The following is a 21,377-nucleotide window of genomic DNA, read 5'->3' on the forward strand; positions in this document are numbered from 1 at the left end:
AGTCCAATGGATTCAAGAATTTAGGCTTTTAGGTCCGAACCTAAGTCCTTTGAATCCAAGATTTTGCGCTAAAACACTACCCCAGGGTCGGCATCGTGGTATCGACGCCGGCACGGATGCCCGTCGGCCATCGCGCCGTCACCGTCTTGATGCGTGTATAAAACCGCACACCCTCAGGACCGTAGATCGAGTGATCTCCAAACAGAGACCGCTTCCACCCTCCGAAGCTGTGAAAGGCCATCGGAACCGGGATTGGAATGTTGATACCAACCATGCCGACCTGCACCCCGTTGGCAAACTCCCGTGCCGTATCGCCGTCGCGCGTGAAGATGGAAGTGCCGTTGCCGAACTCGTGCTCGTTCACCAGCTCCAAAGCCGTCTTGAAGTTGTTAGTGCGCACCAGCCCGAGTACGGGCCCGAAGATCTCTTCCTTATAGATGAGCATCTCCGGCTTGACGTGATCGAACAGCGTCGCTCCCAGAAAGAAGCCCTCGCCCTTCGGCAGCGCGCCCTGGCGGCCGTCGACCACAAGCTCGGCGCCCTCGGTAGTCCCTTTGTCCAGATAGCCGCACACGCGGTCCAGATGTATCTTCGTCACCAGCGGGCCCATGTCGGAGCCGCTCTCCATCCCCGGAAGGATCTTCAGCTTCTCAATGCGCTCCATCACCTTCTCGCGCAGCGCATCGGCGGTCTCGTGACCAACCGCGACCGCGATCGAGATCGCCATGCAGCGCTCGCCAGCCGACCCGTAAGCCGCACCGACCAGAGCATCCGCCGCCTGGTCCATGTCGGCGTCCGGCATGACGATCATGTGGTTCTTCGCTCCGCCAAGCGCCTGCACCCGCTTGCCGTGCGAGGTCCCCTTGGCGTAAACGTACTCCGCAATCGGCGTCGAGCCCACAAAGCTGACGGCTTTCACATCCGGATGCTCCAGCAAGCCATCGACCGACTCTTTGTCGCCATGCAGGACGTTGAAGACGCCATCCGGCAGGCCGGCTTCCTTCAGCAGCTCGGCAATCAGGAGGGAAGCGCCGGGATCGCGCTCGCTCGGCTTCAGAATGAAGGTGTTGCCGCAGGCAAGCGCGATCGGGAACATCCACATCGGAACCATCGCCGGAAAGTTGAACGGCGTGATTCCGGCAACGACGCCCAGCGGCTGCCGCATCGACCAGCTGTCCACGTCCGAGCCGACCTTCTCGGAGTATTCGCCCTTCAGAAGGTGCGGAATTCCAGTCGCGAACTCGACCACCTCGAGACCACGGGTCGCCTCGCCTTTAGCATCGGAGAAGACCTTGCCGTGCTCGGATGTAATGATCTCCGCAATCTTGTCCATGTTCTGCTCAAACAGTTCGCGGAAGCGGAACATGACGCGCGCGCGCCGCAGCGGCGGCTGTGCAGCCCACGCGGGAAACGCTGCCTTGGCCGCGGCAACAGCTTTATCGAGCTCCGCGCTGTTTGCCAAAGGCACCTTGGCCTGCACCTTGCCCGTCGCCGGGTTGTAGACATCGCCGAAGCGCCCGGACGTGCTGGCGACCTTCTGGCCGCCAATCCAATGTGTAATCTCGCGCAGCCTGGAGCTGTCTGTGCTGCTGGCCTCAGGTGCGATTGCGGTCGATGACATGGTTTGAACCTCGATTCTGAAGATACGCAACAACTCTACGCGCTAACTAAACTAGACGTAAATTGCTCCATCGTCAAATTGCATTGCGTAATACGCAACAGGAGATGTAGCGCCTGGCTCGGCCCCGTGCGTCCTGGCCCTGAGCCTCGGGAATAGCCACTCCCAGGATCGCCGCTGCCGTCGGCCCAGCATCCTCAATCCTCACGCCTTCCTACTCCGGCTCCGGACAGGATGAAAGAAGGATGCATCTCCGGCACATCCGGGTTATAGCCGTGTGCTCCCTTCGAGATCGAGTCGGGGACCTAATGGATGGAAGAGCTTTGTAACAGGCAGGAAACCGTGATCGGACCCATTTGGAACTACTTCCAGTTCACATAAATGGGGTTGGTCAGAACCACCGGATCGTCTCCCGGTTTGCCGTCCACGAGCTCGGCGCGGATCCAGTGACGCCTGCCGTCCGAGGTCCAGTGGTAGGTTGCGTTTCCATCTGCGAGCGTCGGCTGAGACGCTACAGGCCTGCCGTCCAGATAGAGACGCAACGCCGCTCCGGAGCTGTCGTTGGTAGAGAGCGCGAAGTCCACCGTTGTGCCGGCAGCAGCTTCGATCGCGTCTCCCATCATGGCCGATCCGGAGGTGAGCAGAAGCTCTGGACCGTCGGGACCGTGGGTCTTGATATAGACGTGCCCTGCCTTGATTCCCTCGAGGATCGCCGGTTGCGACAGCTCGCGTGCGTAGACGACGGTGGCAGGAATTCCCACACCGTCGTGCAGGGGCAGCTGCTCGCCTCCGCGATGCTCATCCCCGCCGCCGACGCCGGTCGGTCGCAGTCCCCTGGCATGCAGCTGCTCCCAGAGCGGTATGCCGTTTCCGGGTGGCGGCGTAAACCATGAGCCGTGCTCGTGATAGCCGTTGATGACCTCGATCGAGTCGACTTTGGAGTAGTCCGTGATGGCATCCCAACCCCACCCGCAACCGGGGCAACGGCCATCCCATGGCCAGTACCAGTGGTTGATGCTGACCAGCGCTTGTTGCTCGTGCGCCTGATCGAACAGATCGTTGACCGTAAAGCCGTGATCTGTAGTGCGGTAGTCGAGGAAGCCTATCGTTCCCCAGACATTGGCATGACCACGGACGGTTGTGACCTCCTCTCCCGCGATCAGCAGCAGCTTGTCGTAGAAGGGCTGGACCTCTCCCAGCTCATTGAAGGTCACCTGGGTGTTGTGGTCGGTGACAGCGAGGAAGTCGAGCTTCTGCGAGGCCGCCGCCTCAAGAAGCTTCCAGACCGGGCACGGAACATCCTTGCCGGACTGGCTCTTGCAGACTGCATCGGTGTTGCCGGTGTGAGAGTGCAGATCTCCCATGTACCAGCCCGGCTTCGGGTTGAGCACTGCGTAGTGCGCCGAGTCGAGATGACGCGAAAGATGGATGTGCAGGGTGTACTCGCCATGGGCATTGGGGGCGACGTAGTTGAAGCCGAAGGAGACCTTCCAGGTTCCCGGTGTCAGCGGGCCGGGCATGTAGGGTCCAGTCGCAGTAACGGTCGAGATGCTGAATCGAGATTGACCTTCGCCACGGTAGCGCTGGGGGTCGAACATCCCGACGGTGACGTACATGCCTTTCTGGAAGCCCGGCGATTCAAGATCGACCTCCATGCGCTGGATTCCATCAGGCATCTGAAAGGTCTGGGTCTCGTAGGTTCCGATCTTTTCCGGAGTGATGGTTCCATGCAGATCGATCTCGAGCGATGGATCGTGCACGCTGCTTACGCCCTGTGCGCGAAGTGCCTGTGGAACAAGAGCGAGAGCTGCAACCAGAACTGCCATGACAGATCGTGACCGAAGCAGACCTGCGGAAGCCATAAGACGAGTCCTTACCGGAGAGTTTTAGCGCGGAGATGGATCTGGCATGCAGCATATCAGCAGCGCTTATCAATGCTGTTGATCGTCCTGTCATCGACACAGCAATTGCGCGAAACACCGGAGAGGGGTTTACAGTGGAGACCATTGCGTACCCACTTCTGCAGGAACTCTCTCTTTGAAAGGAAGCAGCGTCTTGTACGACTACAAAAAACTCTTCGATCTCACAGGTAAGAAGGCATTGGTTGTAGGAGCAGGCAGCGGTATCGGCGAAGCGGCGGCGCATGGGCTGGCAGCTCACGGCGCCCATGTGCTGTGCGGCGATCTGAACCTGGAGGCCGCGCAGAAGGTCGTCGGCGATATCAAGAGCGCCGGCGGCAGCGCTGAAGCGATCCCTTTCGACATGCGCGACGGAGATGCGGTCGCCAAGATCTTCGAAGGCCTGCCGGACCTGGATGTGCTCGTGAGCACACCGGCGATCAATGTCCGCAAACAGCTGCTGGACATGAGCGAGGAGGAGTTCGATCGCGTCATGACGCTCAACCTCAAAGGAACCTTCCGGATGATCAAGGCAGCGGGACGCATCATGAAGGAGCGCGGCAAGGGCAGCATCATCGCCTTCGCCAGCATACGCGCGCTGACGGTCGAGCCGGGACAGGGTGTCTATGCCGCCACCAAGGCCGGCGTGCTGCAGATGTGCCGAACGCTGGCGGCAGAACTGGGGCCGCACGGCGTGCGTGTGAATGCTATTGGGCCTGGGGTGGTGGACACGCCCCTGACCGCACCGATCGCCGCGAATAAAGAGTGGTACAGCGCATACGCGAATAAGAGCGCGCTGGGCCGCTGGGCAAAACCGCACGAGATGGCCGGAGCCGTAGTCTACCTGGCCTCGGACGCAGGTTCCTTCGCGACCGGAACCCTGACCATCGTGGACGGCGGATGGACCGCGGTGGATGGCCGCTTCATGCCTCCGCTCTAAAGCTACGGCTGCGGACCGAGGGGATCGAGATAGGGGGAGAGCTGGGATTACGCAGCTCTCCCTCGTCGGCTCCATGGGTGTTTCCATCGGAGAGCTCGATGTGAACGAGATCGGTCAGACGATAAAGTTTGGCGTGGATGCGCCGTGCGAGGGGCTCCTCACAGCGGACAGCGATACGAATCGTGGTGACGGCATCCTCACGCGCCAGGTTGAAGCTATCGACCTCAAGCAGCTGCTGATCGAAGATCTGCACGACCCGCATGGCGAGTCGGGGCCGGGCTGCTGCGGTTATTCGGTAGGTCCATGCCGTCATCATGTCTTACCTCGTAGATTTCCTTTCAGGTACGCCAAAAATAAAAATCCCGCCAGAGCGGACGCTGTGGCGGGATTCGTGAACTTCCGGGTGATTCGGAGATTTACGTTACGCCACAGCCAGCAATGGGCGAAATAATGTACCGAATCGAAAGAATGGTGGACGCGACGCAGCGTGGCTGGAGTGCAGCTGGTATCGACCGGGAATGCATCGAGCTGGCGTCGAGGTTCATCCACAGGAGCATATACTCGCCGCTAGAGATCATGCAATGGAATTGGGAGCAGAGATAAGGCGTTCGAGCTGCGCAACCACTGCGTCGCCGACCTGAGCGGTGGAGTGGTTGCCGCCGAGGTCCGGCGTTCTCGCACCGGCAGCAAGGGCGTCGACACATGCCTGCTCGACCAGGGCTGCCTCCTTCGTCATCCCGAAGGAGAGACGCAGCATCATGGCCACACTCAGAATCTGCGCCATCGGGTTTGCGATGCCCTTACCTGCGATATCAGGAGCTGAGCCGTGAATCGGCTCATAGACGGCAGGTTTGAAGCGCTCGCCCGTTGCAGTCCCAATCGTCGCCGACGGCAGCATGCCCAGGCTTCCCGTGAGCATGGAGGCCAGATCCGAGAGAATGTCTCCGAACATGTTGCCGGTCACGACGACATCGAACTGCTTCGGCGCCCGGACCAGTTGCATGGCACAGTTGTCGGCGTACATGTGGCGCAGGGTGACGTCGGCAAATTCACGCTGATGAAGAGCGGTCATGACCTCACGCCAGACCAGACCGCTTTCTGTCACATTCGCCTTCTCGACGCTGCAGACCTGGTTGCGCCGGTCTCGAGCGAGATGGAAGGCCACCCGGCCAACCCTCTCAATCTCTTCGGTCGAGTAGGTCTCGGTATTAAAGCCGCGCTTGCCACCGTTCGGAAGTTGCTCGATACCGCGCGGCTCGCCGAAGTAGAGTCCACCGGCACATTCGCGCACGATCATAATGTCGAGAGACTCGATCACCTCCGGCTTGAGCGTGCTGGCGTCGATCAACGGCTTATACGAGGTTGCCGGTCGCAGATTGGCAAAGAGATTCAGCTCCTTGCGAAGCCGCAGGATGGCTATCTCGGGCCGGAGGTCAAAGCCAAGTCCCTCCCACTTCGGGCCTCCGACAGAACCGAAGAGGACGGCATGAGAGCGGCGAGCGCGATCCATGGTGCCGTCCAGCAGCGGAGTTCCGTGTGCATCGATAGCGGCTCCGCCGGCGAGAGCATAGTCGAGGTTGAACTTCATTCCCGCGACCGCTTCGATGCTTGTGAGAACGCGAACTGCCTGTGCCATCACTTCGGGACCGATCCCGTCACCCGGCAACACAAGAATCTGAAACGACTCGCTCACGGTAGCGATTCCTCCTCTGTCTGACCTGCATATGGTTGCAGGAGCATGCGATAGATTCAAGCTGTCCTGTCTTTCCTAGATATAAGGGCGATCCAACCGCTAGGGGAGTTGCCGGTTCAGGTCCCGAAGTAGCAGAATGCGTGCACCGCTGCGATACTAGAGAGCGTCTAATCCTTCTGGAAACACGCTAATGGCCACCGCAAATCTCCCCAAACCCGCTGAGACACCTAGCAAGACAAGGGTGAGTTCGTTTGAGCGAACGCTGCAGAGCGCCCGCTCGACGATGATGTTCAGCGAGGTGGTCAAGCTTGCGATCGACAGCTTCAAGGCCAGCAAGGTTCGATTCCTCCTGACTATGCTGGGCATGATTATCGGTTCGGCATCGATCATTCTGGTTTATACGCTTGGGCTGACCGGCAAGGATTATGCACTCAACCTGATCTCGTCCATCGGCCCCAACATGATCGAAATGCAGTACAACGGCGGCAGCTTCGTTGGACCAGACAACACCAGCACACCCGACTTCATGACGCGCGACGACATGAATGCGGTCGTCGAGCAGGTTCCGGGCATCATCGCTTCTTCCCCTATGCTGGAGGATCACGACCGGATCAGCATCGGTGGCGGCATTGTTAAAGACACGATGATCCTTGGGGTCTCCCCGCAATACAAGCAGGTCCGCAACCTGGCCGTTCTGGCTGGCAGATTCTTTGACGATCAGGACGCGATCACCCACACCAAGGTAGCAGTCATCGTTCTTCCATTCGCCCAGATGCTATTTGGCAGCGCACAGGGTGCGGTCGGCCACTCCATAAGCATTCACGGGATTCCGTTCACCATCATCGGCGTGTTCAAAGAGAGTGTGGAGACCTTTGGGCAATCCGAGATCAGCGATCAGACGATTCTGATTCCCTATCCGGTGGCCCGCTACTTCACTGGGACCGATACCGTAAAGCAGATCTTCTTTACGATGAAGGATTCCCGGATGGTCATTCCTGCCTCCGCACAGATCCTCGAGATTATCAAGAGCCGTCATCGTCCTACGTCGGTCTATACGGCCTTCAATCTGACGCAGGTTCTCAGCGTGATGTCTCAGATCGCGACCATGCTGACCATCGTACTGACACTGGCGGCAGCGATCACCCTGATCGTCTCCGGTGTTGGCATCATGAACAGCATGCTTGCCAACGTGCAGTCACGCATTCGCGAGATCGGTATCCGCAAGGCGCTGGGCGCTACAAGCCACGAGATCCGGCTGCAGTTTCTTACCGAGGCAGTCTTCCTGTCGCTCAGTGGCGGACTGATTGGCACGATCCTGGGGCTTGCGCTTCCCCTGTCCGTAAGCCTGCTCACGCCATTCAAGATTCCCGTCTCGGCGTGGTCCGCCGTGATTGCACTGGGAACCTCCGTTGTCGTCGGTGTTCTCTTTGGAACTCTCCCTGCCAACCGAGCCGCGCGCCTGGATCCGGTACAGACCCTCAAGTACGAATAACTAGACAGATTCCTGGATGCTGTCGTCGATCCTCAACTGGTTCGAGAAGGTCTCCGTTGCCTTGGCGATCACAGCCTCCGCCGTGTCGCTGTGGTCATAGGCAATCTCTAGCACTCCGGGAACCTCTGCCGGAAGCTTGCTGACGAGCTGCATAAACTTCGTCCAGTCGATCTCTCCCGAGCCGGGCCAGCGATGTTCGTCGCGGAGGCCATTGTTATCGTGGACATGCAACTCGTGAATGCGCCCGCGCAGAAGCTCGAAGGCATGTTCCAGTCCGGAGTCGCTCAGGTTGGCGTGCCCGACATCGAGGGTGATGCCTACAGTATCGAAGTGACCAATCTGCAGAATCTGCAGCAGGTGCTCCGGTGTGGTCACGTCGTTCTGCAGATTTTCGAGCAGTACCTTCACGCCAAGCGGCTGGGCGAAGGCCTTGATGTGCTCGATCGCCGTCAGCGAGTTTTCGATTGCCCTCTCATCCCAGGCATCATCCTTCAGCCCAAGGTGGAGCGTGATGGCTGATACCGAGATCTGCTCGGCGACCTCAAGCGCTCGCTTCACCTCGTCCATGGCTTCGATGCGATGCGTCTTCTCCGGCGCGATCAACGAAAGAGTAGGTTCCACGTGCCGGGACCAGCTCTCTGAATGCTCGCGCATGTAAATCGGCTGATGGAGAGTCGCTGCAACGCCGGTGTCGTTAAACCAGGTGGCAAACTCGCGCACCACTGCCCGGTCGGCATAGTCGAAGTGATGACGAGCGGCGAAGAGTTCGATGGTGCGTGCACCGCTCCGCTGTAAAGCTTCGAGCAGGCCGGGGTGAAGGCGCTGGGAGAGAAAGACGTGAGTGGAGATTGCAGGATGCATCCTGAGATAGAAGAGTACAACAGAGTCGAGTGTGAAGATTTCGTTTAACATGAGCGCTGTATTTTCAACGGGAGACGTCCATGCGCTGGATTCTGGCCGCAGCAATCTCGGTCGGCACGATGTGGGGGCAAGCCGCCGACGCACCACGCATGTCTCTCCAGCCAGACGCTCAAGAGCGATACGATCGCATGCTGAAAAAGCTTGCGGACTGGCCCGATCTCACCCGCTATCGGCAGGACGATGCCTCAGCAGGCGACCCCAAGCCTGGCGAACGGCGAGTCGTCTTCCTGGGTGCCTCCATCACAGATTTCTGGGGGCGAAAGTACGGTACATTCTTCCCCGGAGAGCCTTACATCAATCGCGGTATCAGCGGCCAGGTTACATCACAGCTACTTGTTCGCTTCCAACAGGATGTCATCCACCTGAAGCCTGCGGCAGTCATCATCGCTGACGCCGGAGCCAACAATATTGCCGGGAACGGCGGGCCCGCAACGCTTGCCATGTTCCGGGACGATGTCGAGTCGATGGTTGCTATCGCGCGTGCGAATCACATTCGCGTTATCCTCGCCTCACTTCTGCCTGCATCAAGATTTCCCTGGAAGCCGGAAGCAAAACCGGCCGAGGAGATTCGAGAGTGGAATGCCTGGCTGAAGGATTATGCAACGGAGCATGGGATCGTATATCTGGACTACTACTCGGCGCTGGTTGACGAGCAGGGTGGAATGAAGCCTGAGCTTGCGTTTGACAAGGCAGTCCACCCCAACGCCGCCGGCTACGCGCTGATGCAGCCGCTGGCGGAGAACGCAATCAATAAGGCGCTCGAGAGACCAGCGCCATAGAACCACACCCGCAATCGAACACCCGAAAGGATGATCGCAATATGTCTTATCGCTTTATTGCATTGCTCGCCGCCACCTCACTCACCATATCGGCTTATGGACAAGCGCCCAGCCCGGCGCCAGCGACGACTGTGGCGCCCGCTCCGGCACCATCTCCCGCAATCGATCCTGTTAAGCAGCTTGCGGCGATGCAGAAGAAGCTGGATGACTGGCCCCAGCTCGCGCGTTATCGCGACGCCAATGCCAGCCTTCCCGCCGTCTCCGCTGGCGAAAAGCGCGTTGTCTTCTATGGCGACTCCATCACGGATGCCTGGGCGCAGAAGCCGGACGAGTTCTTTCCCGGCAAGCCCTACGTGGGTCGCGGCATTAGCGGCCAAACGACACCCCAGATGCTGGTGCGCTTCCAGCAGGATGTCGTTCACCTGAAACCTGCCGTGGTAGTCATTCTTGCCGGAACCAACGATATCGCCGGCAACACAGGGCCATCGACTCCGCAGATGATCGAAGACAACTTCGAATCGATGATCGAGATCGCAAAGGCGAACAACATCAAGGTCATCGTATCTTCCATCCTGCCAGCGGATCACTACTCCTGGAGAGCCGGAGTGCAGCCTGCCGAACAGATTCGACAGATGAACACGAAACTTAAAGAGCTTTGCCAGCGGGATGGGCTGGTCTATCTTGACTACTACAGCGCGATGGCAAACGCGAACGGTGGGCTTGATCCTGATCTGGCCAGGGATGGCGTGCATCCGACCAGCAAGGGGTATGCGATCATGTCTCCCCTGGCAGAAAAGGCGATTGCAGAAGCCCTGGCACGGTAGAGGAGCAGCCCCATGGAAAAGGACATCGCAGCGCTGCCGCTTGTTCCACCCTTCAGCAGAGAGACTGCCATCAGGAAGGTCCGGGCGGCAGAAGACGCTTGGAACACTCGTGATCCGCAGCGGGTCTCTCTGGCATATACCGTCGACAGCCGCTGGCGAAATCGATCGGAGTTCGTCAATGGACGGGATCAGATCGTCGCCTTCCTCACTCGCAAATGGGAGCGCGAGCGGGAGTACCGCCTGATCAAGGAGCTGTGGGCCTTTAATGGCGCAAGGATTGCCGTAAGATTCGCCTACGAATGCCAGGACAGCAACGGACAGTGGTGGCGCAGTTATGGCAACGAGAACTGGGAGTTTGATGAGAGCGGGCTGATGCAGGTCCGCCACGCCAGCATCAACGATCTCTCCATCGCAGAATCCGACCGTCTGTATCACTGGCCGTTGGGTCGGAGACCCGACGATTACCCGGGGCTCAGCGAACTGAGACTTTAGCGAAGTGCAATTGCAGGTTTTCTGTAGCTGGATTCGTCTTTTGCAGTGAATCGTTGGAAGAAGCGACACGCATGAGGAGAACGGGATGCCCTTTCTTACGGTCGGGAGAGATGCAGGAAACATCGATATCTACTATGAGGATCACGGCGTCGGAAAACCTGTCGTCCTGATCCATGGATTTCCGCTCAGCGGAAGATCGTGGGAAAAACAGATGCTGCCGCTGATCGAAAGCGGCCATCGCGTGATCATCTATGACCGACGCGGCTTTGGCCGCTCCTCGCAGACCATCACCGGCTACAACTACGACGTCTTCGCCGAAGACTTGCGTAAGCTGATCAAACATCTTGACCTGAAGAGTCCGTCACTGGTTGGCCATTCCATGGGCGCCGGCGAAGTTGCACGCTATATCTCGCGCTACGGCTCTCAAAATGTCGATCGCGCTGTAGTGATTTCGGGAGTTCTGCCGTATCTTATGCAATCCGCGGAGAACCCGGCTGGTCTTGGCGAAGACCTTCGAACACAGATTGAGAACTCGATCAAACGGGACCGCCTGAGTTTCCTTACAAGCTTCCTGGAAACTATGTACAACGCCGATACTCTCCTCGGCTCCCGCCTGACTGAAGAGGAGCTGCGGTATAGCTGGAATATCGGATCGATGGCCTCACCTCACGCCACATTGAAGTGCGTCGGAGCGTGGTGGGCGGACTTTCGCCAGTGCGTTGCGAGGATCGACGTTCCGGCGCTCATTATTCACGGAGACGCCGACCACACGGTACCGCTGGAGGGAAGTTCAAGGCTTCTGCAACGCGCCATTCGAGGGAGCAGGCTGGCCATCGTGGAGGGCGCGCCTCACGGGCTGCTGGCCACGCATGCCGATAAGATCAATCCCCTGCTTGTGGACTTCCTGCGCTAGAACCATGCAGGGACCGGCAAAATGAAAACCGCCGTGGCTCGTATCAGCCCACGGCGGTTTTCCTGTAACAACGCCAGACTACTTCACAGCATTCACCAGCTCGGCCAGCGGATCGATCACCGTGAACACAACCAGCACCTGCGGCTTGCGTGCGGCTTCGATCTCCGCCAGGCTCGACTTCTTCCATCCCGCGGGGGCTTTCTTTCCTCCAAGGTATTCCAGCGCCTGCTGTCCGATTCGTCCAAGCTGCTCCATCTGTACCGCACGCGGACGCGCTATCGCCAGCAGTGGCGCATGATCCATCTGCGCCTGCACCTTGGGCGCCGCCGCAATCCAGCTCTGGAACATCCCGCTCAGCTGCGCACGAGCATCACTGTGCGCCGTCGGGGACTTCAGCAGCTCACGGACCAGCAATGCAACCTCATGACGCGACGGCGGATCAGGCCGTACAGCATCGACCAGGTTATCCAGCGGAGTCAGCTGCGACGTGCGCTGTTCGTGATACCGCTGACCGAACGTAACCGGCTGCAGCACCGACGAAAACACGCGCAGCGCGTCGATGTTCTCGGTTCCGGCCAGCTCGCGCAGAGCAGCTCCCTCGTGCGTCAGGTGCCTCGTTCCCACCGCCTCAATTCGCAGCGACTCAACCCCAAGCCGACGATACATATCGTCCACATCGCGCACATTCTCGGGCGACCAGAGGCGCTCTGCCACTGCTGCGGTCCGCGGCCAGATGCGCGAATCGATCGACAGCTCGTTCAGATGCTCGCCCCACATGCAGACCTCGCCGCCCAGTACCAGCTTGCTCTGCTCCGGTGTCAGGCCTGAACCCGGAGGAAGCGGGTCCGCGAGGTAGTACTCCTCCGCCGACTTCATGTGATCGAGATAGTACGGCTGCGACAGAATGCCCTGGTACCCGCGCTGTGCAGCGTCATAGAGCGACTTCGCTCCACGCCACGAGTGAATAATGGCATCCGTCGGCAGCGCCGGATTCAGAATCTCGTCCCAGCCCACCATGTGCTTGCCGTGCTTTTTGGCAAGCTGCAGCACGCGCTGCGAAAAGTACGTCTGCAGCTCCTCGGTGGTCTTGAAGTTGTGCTCCTTCATAAAGGCGACCACGCGTGGATTATTCTTCCACTGCGTTCCCGGCGTCTCATCTCCGCCAAGGTGAAGGTATGGATCAGGGAAGATCGTTGCCATCTCGCCCAGGAAGGCGTCGATGAACTGGTACGTGCTCTCCTTGGTGGGATCCATCGCCACCGGCTCCACGCCGAACTCCCGACGGATCGTGTAGGGGCCTGGATCGCTCGACAGATCGGGATAACCGACAAGCCAGCTTCGCGTGTGGCCCGGCATGTCGAACTCCGGCACCACGCGAATTCCGCGGGCGCGCGCATACGCCACAATCTCGCGTGCCTCATCCTGTGTGTAGTACAGGCCGTCAGAGCCTTCCTCGGTCAGCTTCGGATAGATCTTGCTCTCGATCCGGAAGCCCTGATCTTCCGTCAGGTGCCAGTGAAAGACGTTCAGCTTTACCGCAGCCATCGCGTCCAGATTGCGCTTGATCACCTCGACCGGCTCAAAGTGGCGGCCCGCATCGATCATCAATCCGCGCCAGTGAAACCGCGGGGAGTCCTCGATCTGCACCGCCGGTACGACGAATCCGTTGCCGCTCGGCTGGATCAGTTGCAGCAGCGTCGTCATTCCGCGCATCGCGCCAACGACGGTCGCAGCGTGCAGCTTGATTCCCGTGGAGGAGACATTCAGCGCGTACGACTCGTCCTCATCGATCGACTGAATCTCTTCGCCCGCGCCATCCACGTCGATGCTCAAGGTCGATGCATCGCTTGTAGTCATTGCCCGCTGACGCGGGACACCCGTCTTGCGCTCGATCTGCTCGAGCGTGCGATTCACCGCGTCCTCAAGACGCTGATTTTTGAAGTGCGGCAGGCCCACCGTCACAGCGGTGTTCCACGTCAGCGATCCTGAACCCACATTCAGATGCGCCGGTTCCGGCATCAGTGTGTTCACGAAGTTCGACTGAGCAGCAAGTGAGGGCGAGAAGCCGGGCATAAGCAGGGCACCACCAAGCAGCGCAAGAGCGATAGGACGCTTCACAGTTCAGTTCTCTCCTTGAAAAGCGAGTTTATCTAGAGAACTATACAAGTAGATTGAGAGGCGCGCTCGGGGCGAATGTCCTGCACCAATACCAAAAACTCAGCGCCCGACTCGAAGTGCCGATTACCCTCGATCAGGCGATTGAGAACAGCATCAGGACTGCGATCGGACGGTGCGTTCGACTGTGCGGCAACAGAGCCATCAGCGAAGGCCGGAGCCGGGACAGCAGCACCGGCTGAACCAGAAAACGACGGCGGGACGCGAGCTCCATGACTGGACTCCTCCTCGAACCGGGACAGACTGCACCAAAGCATAGCCCCTTCCAGCAGAAGAAGCCGCTCAGAATGAATATTTCTTTAGCCGTGCTCCTCAGTACCCCGCAGCCTTCCCGAAGTCTCTGCGCGAATCATGCCCTCCCAGCAGCTCCCCCGTCTTCGGATCGACAGCAATCAACTCGCTGTCTCCCCACACGCCGGGATTCTTCTCATCGGCCACGGCCAGCCGATTGACCGTGTATCCCATCGTCCTCAGCTGGTCAGCCACATCAACCGGGAACTTCTTCTCGAGATCCAGACGGTCCGGAAGATACTGGTGATGAAACCGCGGCGCATCCGCCACCTGCTGGATGTTCAGGCCGTTATCGACCGCGCTGATCACGTCGTTCGCCACCGTCGTAATGATGGTCGAGCCGCCCGGCGTTCCCATCACATAAGCGAGCTTTCCATGCCGGAACCAGTGCCCATGCGTCGTGACGATCGTCGGTGTCATGGCCGAAAGTGGCCGCTTGCCGGGCTCAATCCCATTGGCCGCGCTCTGGATCAGGCCGTACACATTCGGCACACCTACCTTTGAGGTAAAGTCGTCCATCTCGTTGTTCATCACGAACCCGAGGCCATCGATCAGGACACCCGAACCGAAGTAGCTGTTCAGCGTATAGGTGTTCGAGACGGCATTTCCATCCTTATCCACGATGGAAAAATGCGTCGTCTGGGTCGACTCCTTTCTTGGAGTCACCTGCGGGGGCGGAGGCATAAAGCCCGAAGGCCGCACCAGTTCCTTGCTCGGTGTCGGCTTCGTCGGATCGATTGAAGATCGCCACGCCGCCGCATACTTCATATTCGCCATCTGCTTGAGCGGAAGCTGGTTGAAGTCGGGGTCGCCAAGGTAATCGCCGCGGTCCATGTACGCCCGCCGAAAGGCCTCGGTGATGTAGTGCACCTGCGCCACACTGCGGTCCGAACCGAGCTTCGGCAGATCGAAACCCGACAGGATATTCAGGATCTCGACCAGCACAATCCCACCCGAGGACGGTGGCGGTGCCGTGATGATGTCATACCCCCGATAGCGACCTTTGATCGGATTCCGGTCCTTCGCCTGGTATCCGGCAAGGTCCTCTGCGGTAATCAATCCGCCTCCGGCCTTTTCGACCGCCGCGATCTGCTTTGCCATCGCGCCCTTGTAGAAATCGGTCGGGTCCTTTGCAATGCGGCGCAGCGTCTCGGCCAGCTCCGGCTGCTTGAACGTCTCACCGGCCTTGTAGAAGTCGCCGCTGCGTTGATAGATCTTCGCGGTCGAAGGAAATTTCGACATATCCTTGCTCTCGAGCAGGTGCGCCTCCTGCTCCGATAGCACAAAGCCCTCCGTCGCCAGCCGGATCGCCGGAGCCATATCCTGCGCCAGTGTCAGCTTTCCGTACTGCTTTTGCGCATAGCTCAATCCCGCAACCGTTCCCGGAACCCCCGAAGCCTTGTATCCCGCCAGGGACATCTTCGGGATCACATTGCCCTTCGCATCCAGGTACATGTCGCGCGAGGCCGCCGCCGGAGCCTTCTCGCGGTAGTCGATGAAGTGCGTCTTGCCGTGCTTGTCGCGGATCAGCATAAAGCCGCCGCCCCCGAGATTGCCCGCAACGGGATACGTCACCGCCAACGCGAAACCCACGGCAACCGCGGCATCCACAGCATTGCCGCCCTCCTTCAAAACTGCCAGCCCGGCATCGGATGCATCATGCTGGATCGTCACCACCATCGCGTGTTGCGCTCGCGTGGGCTCAAGCCCCAGCTGCTGGGCCTTCGTAGAAAAAGAGATCAAAAGCGTGGAAAGAACGACTGCGGAGGTTCGAACGACAAAAGGGGTAAAGAGCCGGCTCTGGAGGGTATTCCTGGGCATCTACGCAGTCTCCGCTGAAATGTGGTGATTAACAGCAGAATATACGCCGCAGATTCTTCGTCAACGCTGACGCAGGCAAATCTCGAACTTATCTCTCCTGCAGCGGAAGACAGGCACCGTTGAAGTGCGGCTCTCGACGCGCGCTCCAGCATCTCAGGAGTTCATTTCCATAAGGCAGCACGATACCACCGGCAATGAGGGCGGCGATCCCAAGCAGATAAGGAAGCGGAAGACGCCTCTTCTTCAACTTGAGATTCCAATCCGGCCTCTCGCCTCCGATATCGAAGATCGAGCGACAGACTTCTCCTCAGCATGGCGAACTCCTGAATGTTGAATGCCTCCGAGCCGGGGCAGCACAGTCATGATCAACACCTTCGATAGCAAACTGGGGTCTGGAATGGGATCGCTCCAAGCCGGCAATGCGCAATCCGCATGAAAGATAAAGGTAGCCTGCAGCAAAGCGAATAAAATCGGAGAGCATGTCTACCCGCATCCGGTCATATTCGAAGATCAATCTGGGGCTGGCGATCGGTCCGGCTCGATCGGATGGCTTCCACGCACTGACCACCCTCTATCAGACCCTTGAGCTTCATGACCTGATAACGATCGAGGCAAATCGGGCGACCAGGATCTCCCTTACCCTTACCTCCAACGATCGACGTGTTCCTCTGGACCAACGGAATACCGCCTGGAAGATGGTCGAGAAAGCCCTCGCCGCTCTGAAGGTGAGCGCCGAGATCTCTATCCATATAGAGAAACGCCTTCCGGTTCAGGGGGGCATGGGCGCCGGGAGCGCAAACGCCGCAGCCGTCCTCATCGGGCTTGAGCGTGAGCTTCAGATCTCTCTTCCCGGTCCGGATCGCCTGCGACTGGCCGCAGAAGTCGGTTCCGACGTTCCCTTGTTTCTGATTGGCGGCTCCGTTCTGGGCCTCGAACGGGGAGAGCAGGTCTTTGCCTTTCCGGATCTCCCCAGCTCTTTCTGCGTCATAGCGGTTCCCGGCCAGGGCGTCTCCACGCCGCAGGCGTTCCGCGATTGGGACGCCCTCGCATTGACGCGGAAGGACAAACCCGATAGACTAAATGAGTTGAGTCTCGCTTATGCATCGCTTTATGCAGAGCCAGGCACTTCCGGTATCATCCCCGACCCGCACCCTGGAAAGATGCAGGGAGGCTCTGAAAAAACGCAGAGCGGTCTACAGGATGATCTGGCGGAGAATACCCTTCTCTCGCTTGTCCGCACCGGGATCGAAAACGACTTTGAACAGGTCGTCTTTCCTGCTTATCCCTCCTTGCGTGAAATCAAGCGTCAACTGATGGGTAATCCCGGCCAGGAATCCGGTTCCGCGCTCCATGCTGCGCTGTCCGGTTCCGGTTCTGCCTTGTTCGGACTTTACCGGTCCGAGGCAGATGCCCGGGCGGCTCAACAACGCGTCCAGGACGCGGGCACTAAGGCTCTGATAACGACGACCTTGCCCCGCGAGCTGTACTGGACGAGAATGTTCGCAGAGTGAGTTCGGCCCGATTCTCTACAGGGCCGGTAACTGGGCGATCGACTAACGGTAGGTCAAGTGCCTTTGACGCACTCAGTCCAGGTTCGAATCCTGGTCGCCCAGCCAGACGTCGCTCGCCAGCGGCAAGAGCAGGTTTAGGGAATTTTTTACGGCAGCAACATGCCGTTTGAAGTGAAGCAGGAAAATCTGAGCTTCTGCGGCCCGCAGAAATAACAACCACACGGGCCGGTCAAAAGAGTCAGAGATTTTGAAGGACAGTCTTACGTAGTTCAGGGATTCGCAACAAGGATTTTTGAAGAACACGGGGTCGCAACAAGGCCTCGTCAAGACAACGCAGCAGGAACTATTCAAGGTCAACCAGCCTGGAGGTTTCAACGTGAACGAACAAGACGCGACTGCAGTTCTTTCCCCTATTCAAGGTCAGGTTGAGGAGGCCGAAACCGGCTCCCAACCTGCACCGGCGCTCTCCGACAAGGGTCAATCCAGCGGACAGCCGAAGACAGCGGAGAAAAAGCGCGCTCCGCGACAGAGTGAGAATAAGCGCATGAAGATTTTCTGTGGATCGTCCAACATCGCCCTGTGCGAGGAGATCTGCAAGTTCGTTGGGGTGCCGATGGGCGAGAGCCGTCTGCAGCGTTTCTCCGACGGAGAAGTTCATTTTCAACTGCTCGAGAACGTCCGCGGCGCGGACGTATTTCTTGTGCAACCGACTTGTTACCCGGTGGATCAGCATCTCGTGGAGCTGCTGATCATGATGGACGCGCTCAAGCGCGCCTCCGCCGGCCGAATTACGGTAGTGATGCCGTACTACGGCTACGCCCGGCAGGATCGTAAAGATCGGCCTCGCGTTGCGATCACGTCGAAGCTGGTTGCCGATCTTCTGACCACGGCCGGTGCCAACCGCGCTCTGCTCGTCGATCTACATGCGGCCCAGATTCAAGGGTTCTTCAACATCCCGGTCGATCACCTGTTCGCAAGTCCGGTTCTGGTGAGCTACTTCCGGGATCTCAATCTGCCGGACCTGACGGTCGTATCCCCGGATGCCGGCGGCGTGGAGAGGGCGAGATTCTTCGCCAAGAAGCTGGATGTACCGTTGGCCATCGTCGACAAGCGGCGGACCGACATCAATGTCACCGAGGTGATGAACGTCATCGGCGATGTACGCGGCCGGACCTGCCTCATCCTCGATGACATCATCGATACGGCCGGAACGCTGGTCAAGACGGCCGATGCCCTGCTCGATCAGGGGGCGAAAGAGGTTTACGCGTGCGCTACCCATCCGGTGCTCTCAGGGCCGGCCATCGAGCGCATTCGGGAGTCACGGCTGAAGCAGGTCGTCGTGACCAATACCATCCCGCTCCGTCCTGAGGGGCACGGGCTGGCAAAGATCAAGGTGCTCTCTATCGCCGGGCTTCTGGGCCGCGCCATCGAGAGTATCCACATGGAGACGAGCGTAAGCTCGCTCTTCAACTAGGTTTCTGCCTCCGCTCCTCCGAACGGGGCAGATGCAGGACGGCAGTACAAACAATGCGGCGCTGACCGCAAAGGGAGCGAGGCTCAACCTCGTGCCCGAAAGGAAGAAACAACATGGCAGTTTCAACGTTCGATGCAGTCGTAGCCACGCCCCGTGAGGGCAAGTTCAACAAGAATGCGGCTCGTCGAGTTCGCGTCTCCGGCAAGATTCCGGCTGTCGTTTACGGAGCGGGTCAGGATGCCGTCGCCGTCACCGTCGACCCCAAGATCATCACCAGGATTCTGCACTCGGACTCCGGTCACAACACCATCTTCGACCTGAACGTTGAGGGAAGCCCGGCCGCCAAGGCCATGATCGTCGACTGGCAGCATGAGCCCATCAAGGGCAAGCTGCTCCACATCGACCTTAAGCGTATCGCGATGGACAAGGCGATGCGTGTCTCGGTTCCCGTTCAGCTGGTTGGAACAGCCACAGGCGTCAAGAACCAGGGCGGAATCCTCGAGCATGTTATGCGTGAGGTCGAGATCGAGTGCCTTCCGGGCGATATCCCGGGCCACATCGACGTCGACGTCTCCGGCCTCGAGCTGCACGGTGTTATCCGTATCGCCGATCTGCCGCACTCCGGCCAGATCAAGTTCCTCGGCGACGAAGACGCAACTGTCGCTCACGTGACCATCATCAAGGAAGAGGCCGCAGCGGAACCCGTTGAGGGCGCTACCGAGCCTGAGGTTGCAAAGAAGGGTAAGACGGAGACCGCTGAGGCTCCGGCCAAGAAGTAAGGTTCCGGTCATCCCAGCTTTGGCTGGGATGACCTTGTTTCGCAGGAAGGAAATGTTTGCGTGAAGCTGATCGTCGGACTTGGAAACCCAGGGATCGAATATCAGTTCACACCGCACAACGCCGGGTTTCTGGCGATCGATCGCATCGCAGAAGATTGCGGCGTAGTGATCGGCAACAGGCGCGGCAGGGCTCTTACGGCGCGGGCAAGGCTTGCAGGCGAAGAGGTTCTGCTGGCCAAACCCGAGACCTTCATGAATCTGAGCGGGCTCTCTGTAGCCGCCCTGGTTCGGGAGCTTGAGATAGAGCAAGTTCCTGAGGATGTCATCGTCCTCTATGACGAGCTGGCATTTCCGCTGGGGCAGTTCCGAATCGCTCAACGTGGTTCGGCCAACGGGCACAATGGAATCAAGTCGATTCTCAGTGCGCTCGGGACGGAAGAGTGGATTCGCATCCGCATCGGAGTCGGCAAGCCGGCGCTGGCGGATGGAAGAGAGATTAAGGCGGGAGGCAGAGATTATCTGCTGACGCCGATGCGCAGGCAGGAGCTTGCGCTGCTGGACGAGGTGCTCGACCGCGTGAAGATCGCAGTCGAGACGGTGCTGACCAAAGGCGTCAGTGCCGCGATGAACGAGTTCAACCGCCGCCCGGAGAAGGATTCGGACGGCGGGAAATAGAAGCATAAACGCAGTAGATTTCCATACCGACTCGGCAGAGAATCGCCGGGCGGTGCGAAGCAGAACTTCGCAGAAAGAAGTGAAACGCATGAGCCGTACTTATGAAGTGATGTACATCGTCCGCCCGGACGTGGAAGAGGCAGACCTCGACAAGCTGATCGAAGGTTTTGAGAAGAACGTCACCGATGGTGGCGGAGAGATCAAGTCCACCGAGAAGATGGGACGCCGCCGTCTTGCTTACACCGTCCGCAAGTTCAACGATGGTTTCTACGTTCTGATGACGATCCTTGCCGACGGATCGCTGGTCGGTGAGATTGAGCGCCGCCTCCGCGTCTCCGAGCAGGTGATCAAGTTCATCACCGTTCGGATCGACGAAGAGGAGAAGCGCCTGTCGAAGGTCAAGGCTCTCCGTGACAGCAAGGTAAAGCGCAGCGCAATCCCTGCCGAACCGCAGCAGCAGCACCAGCAGTCGGAAGCTCCTGCCGCCCCGGTGGCTGAGAGCCCTGCGGCTGAAACCGCTACCGCAGCGGTCTAAATCTTGCCAGGATCTGCGACGTTCCGATTTGATCGCCGCATAACGCACTATCCATCGCCTGATCCGCTTCCATGCAGCTCCCTTCCAAGGGGCACATGTCCAGAGACTCCAATGCGTGTCTGGAGCGGCAAAGGGCACCAACCACGAAAAGGAAATGACACATGGCTGACGAGACAACCAGCACACCATCCACGGAACAGCATTCCTCCTCGCCCTCACCCCGCCCGGCAGGCCCTGGCGGCCCGCGCCCGGCCCGTCCCTCGGGCGGTCCCGGCGGACGCAAGTTCTTCCGCCGCAAGAAGGTCTGCAAGTTCTGCACCGAGAAGATCGATGCGATCTCCTACCGCGATGTCCGCCTGCTGCAGCAGTTCGTTGCAGAGCGCGGCAAGATCGTTCCGCGCCGCCTGACCGGTGTATGCACCCGTCATCAGCGCCGCCTCTCGCTGGCTATTAAGCAGTCGCGCAACATCGCTCTGCTTGCGTTCGCCACACGCTTCTAACTCATCGCCAGGCGCGCCTGAATTTGCGCGGCCTGAGTACGGATCG

20 protein-coding genes and 1 tRNA gene are annotated in these 21,377 nt (G+C 59.1%); 13 read left to right on the plus strand and 8 right to left on the minus strand.

The window, feature by feature from the left end:
* Positions 1-76: 76 nt before the first annotated feature.
* Both JAO29_RS10695 and JAO29_RS10700 read right to left on the minus strand, forming a co-directional pair.
* Positions 77-1,621: a CoA-acylating methylmalonate-semialdehyde dehydrogenase gene (locus JAO29_RS10695; RefSeq protein ID WP_334268200.1), complete on the minus strand. Its 1,545-nt coding sequence runs from the start codon at positions 1,619-1,621 to the stop codon at positions 77-79.
* 359 nt (positions 1,622-1,980) lie between these two features.
* Positions 1,981-3,444 carry a CehA/McbA family metallohydrolase gene (locus JAO29_RS10700; RefSeq protein ID WP_334268201.1) on the minus strand — a complete coding sequence of 488 codons (1,464 nt, stop codon included), beginning with the start codon at positions 3,442-3,444 and terminating at the stop codon, positions 1,981-1,983.
* A 211-nt stretch (positions 3,445-3,655) separates the two neighbouring features.
* Between JAO29_RS10700 and JAO29_RS10705 the strand changes: the two genes are divergently transcribed.
* On the plus strand, positions 3,656-4,456 hold the full coding sequence (locus tag JAO29_RS10705) for an SDR family NAD(P)-dependent oxidoreductase (protein ID WP_334268202.1): 801 nt from the start codon (positions 3,656-3,658) through the stop codon (positions 4,454-4,456).
* On the opposite strand, the gene JAO29_RS10710 is transcribed toward JAO29_RS10705, so the two are convergent.
* Together JAO29_RS10710 and leuB are read right to left on the minus strand one after the other, a co-directional pair.
* Complete coding sequence (locus tag JAO29_RS10710) at positions 4,440-4,772, minus strand: hypothetical protein (protein WP_334268203.1); 333 nt, start codon at positions 4,770-4,772, stop codon at positions 4,440-4,442. The two genes, JAO29_RS10705 and JAO29_RS10710, sit on opposite strands and share 17 nt — an antisense overlap.
* 258 nt (positions 4,773-5,030) lie before the next feature.
* Positions 5,031-6,149 carry a 3-isopropylmalate dehydrogenase gene (gene leuB / locus JAO29_RS10715; protein ID WP_334268204.1) on the minus strand — a complete coding sequence of 373 codons (1,119 nt, stop codon included), beginning with the start codon at positions 6,147-6,149 and terminating at the stop codon, positions 5,031-5,033.
* 190 nt (positions 6,150-6,339) lie between these two features.
* Here leuB and JAO29_RS10720 point away from each other — a divergent pair, with 190 nt between their 5' ends.
* Entirely contained in the window at positions 6,340-7,641 is a 1,302-nt protein-coding gene (locus tag JAO29_RS10720; RefSeq protein ID WP_334268205.1) for an ABC transporter permease, read from the plus strand.
* Here JAO29_RS10720 and JAO29_RS10725 read toward each other — a convergent pair whose 3' ends face one another.
* A complete protein-coding gene (locus JAO29_RS10725; protein ID WP_334268206.1) occupies positions 7,642-8,553 on the minus strand; it encodes a sugar phosphate isomerase/epimerase family protein in 912 nt (303 codons plus the stop codon).
* Between the two features lie 29 nt (positions 8,554-8,582).
* On the opposite strand from JAO29_RS10725, the gene JAO29_RS10730 reads away from it, so the two are divergent.
* From JAO29_RS10730 to JAO29_RS10745, 4 genes are all read left to right on the plus strand, one after another.
* Positions 8,583-9,341 (plus strand): SGNH/GDSL hydrolase family protein, encoded by a 759-nt coding sequence (locus JAO29_RS10730; protein ID WP_334268207.1) that lies wholly within the window; start codon positions 8,583-8,585, stop codon positions 9,339-9,341.
* 41 nt (positions 9,342-9,382) lie between these two features.
* Entirely contained in the window at positions 9,383-10,165 is a 783-nt protein-coding gene (locus JAO29_RS10735; protein ID WP_334268208.1) for an SGNH/GDSL hydrolase family protein, read from the plus strand.
* A 12-nt stretch (positions 10,166-10,177) separates the two neighbouring features.
* Positions 10,178-10,657: a nuclear transport factor 2 family protein gene (locus tag JAO29_RS10740; protein ID WP_334268209.1), complete on the plus strand. Its 480-nt coding sequence runs from the start codon at positions 10,178-10,180 to the stop codon at positions 10,655-10,657.
* Between the two features lie 85 nt (positions 10,658-10,742).
* Positions 10,743-11,570: an alpha/beta fold hydrolase gene (locus JAO29_RS10745; RefSeq protein ID WP_334268210.1), complete on the plus strand. Its 828-nt coding sequence runs from the start codon at positions 10,743-10,745 to the stop codon at positions 11,568-11,570.
* Positions 11,571-11,648: 78 nt separating this feature from the next.
* Here JAO29_RS10745 and JAO29_RS10750 read toward each other — a convergent pair whose 3' ends face one another.
* The 3 genes from JAO29_RS10750 to ggt all read right to left on the minus strand — a co-directional run bounded on the left by JAO29_RS10750 (position 11,649) and on the right by ggt (position 15,857).
* On the minus strand, positions 11,649-13,688 hold the full coding sequence (locus JAO29_RS10750) for a beta-N-acetylhexosaminidase (protein WP_334268211.1): 2,040 nt from the start codon (positions 13,686-13,688) through the stop codon (positions 11,649-11,651).
* Positions 13,689-13,821: 133 nt separating this feature from the next.
* On the minus strand, positions 13,822-13,959 hold the full coding sequence (locus JAO29_RS10755) for a hypothetical protein (RefSeq protein WP_334268212.1): 138 nt from the start codon (positions 13,957-13,959) through the stop codon (positions 13,822-13,824).
* Between the two features lie 98 nt (positions 13,960-14,057).
* Positions 14,058-15,857: a gamma-glutamyltransferase gene (ggt, locus tag JAO29_RS10760; RefSeq protein WP_334268213.1), complete on the minus strand. Its 1,800-nt coding sequence runs from the start codon at positions 15,855-15,857 to the stop codon at positions 14,058-14,060.
* Positions 15,858-16,336: 479 nt separating this feature from the next.
* On the opposite strand from ggt, the gene JAO29_RS10765 reads away from it, so the two are divergent.
* The 7 genes from JAO29_RS10765 (at position 16,337) to rpsR (ending at position 21,331) form a co-directional block, all read left to right on the plus strand.
* Positions 16,337-17,368, plus strand: a complete 1,032-nt coding sequence (locus JAO29_RS10765; protein ID WP_334268214.1) for a 4-(cytidine 5'-diphospho)-2-C-methyl-D-erythritol kinase — start codon at positions 16,337-16,339, stop codon at positions 17,366-17,368.
* 31 nt (positions 17,369-17,399) lie between these two features.
* Positions 17,400-17,473, plus strand: a tRNA-Gln gene (locus JAO29_RS10770).
* Positions 17,474-17,660: 187 nt separating this feature from the next.
* Positions 17,661-18,842, plus strand: coding sequence for a ribose-phosphate diphosphokinase (locus JAO29_RS10775; RefSeq protein WP_334268215.1), 1,182 nt, complete (start codon positions 17,661-17,663; stop codon positions 18,840-18,842).
* A gap of 113 nt (positions 18,843-18,955) precedes the next feature.
* Positions 18,956-19,621, plus strand: a complete 666-nt coding sequence (locus JAO29_RS10780) for a 50S ribosomal protein L25 (RefSeq protein WP_334268217.1) — start codon at positions 18,956-18,958, stop codon at positions 19,619-19,621.
* Positions 19,622-19,681: 60 nt separating this feature from the next.
* The gene (pth, locus tag JAO29_RS10785) at positions 19,682-20,296 is read left to right on the plus strand and encodes an aminoacyl-tRNA hydrolase (RefSeq protein WP_334268218.1); all 615 of its coding nucleotides are present in this window, start codon (positions 19,682-19,684) and stop codon (positions 20,294-20,296) included.
* An 88-nt stretch (positions 20,297-20,384) separates the two neighbouring features.
* Positions 20,385-20,831, plus strand: a complete 447-nt coding sequence (gene rpsF / locus JAO29_RS10790; RefSeq protein WP_334268219.1) for a 30S ribosomal protein S6 — start codon at positions 20,385-20,387, stop codon at positions 20,829-20,831.
* A gap of 161 nt (positions 20,832-20,992) precedes the next feature.
* A complete protein-coding gene (gene rpsR / locus JAO29_RS10795) occupies positions 20,993-21,331 on the plus strand; it encodes a 30S ribosomal protein S18 (protein ID WP_334268220.1) in 339 nt (112 codons plus the stop codon).
* Positions 21,332-21,377 lie beyond the last annotated feature (46 nt).

Origin of the sequence: Edaphobacter sp. HDX4 (assembly GCF_036877565.1) — a bacterium.
GTDB lineage: Bacteria > Acidobacteriota > Terriglobia > Terriglobales > Acidobacteriaceae > Edaphobacter.